The following is a 1,747-nucleotide window of genomic DNA, read 5'->3' as shown; positions in this document are numbered from 1 at the left end:
GACCGTGCGGCACCGCGACTTCTTCCTCCCCGTCCCCCGCGAGGGCGCCCCGGCGGGGGGGGCGCGCCCCCCGCCCCCCCCCCCCCCCCCCGCTCCTCCCGGCGGCACGCCGGTTCCCCGTGCCGTCCGCCGCCGACGTCGGTCGGGGCGGCCGCCCGCCGGTGCCTGCCGGTGGGCTCCACCGACCCCCCGGGGTCCGAAAAACGAGGGATGCTGCATGCTCCGACGACGAAGCCTGCTGGCCACCGTCACGCTCACCGCCGCCGGGGGGATCGCCCTGGCGCCCTCGGCCTCGGCCGCCGACGTCACCTGCGCGGCCGGCCCCGTCGGGACCTCCGTCTGCACCGGGGCGACCACCGCCGCCGACGGCGCCCCGGCCCCGTTCCGGTACGAGGTGCCGGCCGACTGGAACGGCACGCTGCTCATCTGGAGCCGCGGCGGCCCCGTGCAGCAGTCGCCGATGCCGGGTCCGGAGAACCTCCGCGAGACCCTGCTCGACCAGGGGTACGCGCTCCTCGCGTCGACCTACTCGCACTTCGGGTGGGCGGTGGAGGAGGGCCCGGCCGACCAGATGGCCGCCCTCGACGTCTTCGAGGCCGAGGTGGGCGACCCGGAGCGCACCATCGCCTGGGGCGGCTCGCTCGGCGGGGTCATCACCGGCGCGATCGTCGAGCGGTACCCCGACCGCATCGACGGCGCCATCCCGCTCTGCCATGGCCTGGGCGGCACGGTGGCGCAGTGGAACCAGCTGCTCGACGCGACCTTCGTCGTCGACCAGCTGATCGCCGTCGACCGGGAACTGGCCCTGGTGGACCTCCCCGCCTTCCCCGGGCCGGCACCTGCCGACGCGGCGGCGACGACCCAGCTCCTGCAGCAGGCACAGGGCACCCCGGAGGGCAGGGCCCGGATCGCGCTCGCCGCGGCGATGAACAACTCGCCGCTGTGGGTGGACCCCGCCGACCCGCGGCCGGGCCGGCACGACGTGGCCGCCCAGCAGGCGCAGATGTACGACGCCCTGCAGAACGCCGTCCGGCTCGGCATGGGTGCGCCGCGCCAGGAGCTGGAGTACCGCGCCGGGGGCAACTTCTCGTGGAACGAGGGCGTCGACTACCGGCAGCAGCTGCAGCGGTCGGGGCACCGGCACCTCGTCGAGGAGGTGTACCGCGCGGCCGGCCTGGACCTGCAGGCCGACCTCGACCGGCTCGCCGCCGCCGACCGGATCGCGGCCGACCCGGACGCGGTCGCCTACGCGAAGGAGAACATCGCGCCCAGCGGTGAGATCTCCGTCCCGGTGCTGACGATGAACACGACCGGTGACGCCTCGGCGCTGCCGGCGCACAGCCGCACCTACGAGGACGTCGTCCGCCGGGCCGGGAACGCCCAGCTGCTGCGCACCACCTACGTGGACGGCCCCGGCCACTGCACCTTCACCGCGGCCGAGCACCTCTCGGCCCTCCGCACGATGGAGCACCGGCTCGACACCGGCCACTGGGGCGCTGCGGCGACACCGCAGGCGATGAACCGGCTCGCGCAGAGCAGCGGCGTCGCGGGTCCGGCGCGGTTCGTGCACGTCACGCCGGAGCGGCTGCTGCGGCCGTGCAACGCGGGGGAGGAGTGCCCCGGGCAGCCCTGATCACCCCTGCGGGGGGGGGGGGCCGGCCGCGCGCCCCCCCCCCCCCCCCCCCGGGGGGGTGTATTTCCGTATGAAAAACTGGTGCAACCTGCCACCCGCGCGCGACACAAACAA

1 protein-coding gene is annotated in these 1,747 nt (G+C 76.0%); it reads left to right on the top strand.

The annotated features are described in order from the left end of the window. Positions 1 to 217: 217 nt before the first annotated feature. The gene (locus tag ACI8AF_RS27475; RefSeq protein WP_456542960.1) at positions 218 to 1,633 is read left to right on the top strand and encodes an alpha/beta hydrolase family protein; all 1,416 of its coding nucleotides are present in this window, start codon (positions 218 to 220) and stop codon (positions 1,631 to 1,633) included. The last annotated feature ends 114 nt before the right edge of the window (positions 1,634 to 1,747 follow it).

The organism is Blastococcus sp. SYSU D00669, from assembly GCF_054050715.1.
Note: the sequence above shows the minus strand (reverse complement) of the source record. Positions and strands in the feature narration are given on the sequence as shown.

Excerpts from the sequence above, each read along its gene's own strand:
- ACI8AF_RS27475 (WP_456542960.1), top strand. The coding sequence starts at position 218 with ATGCTCCGACGACGAAGCCTGCTGGCCACCGTCACGCTCACCGCCGCC.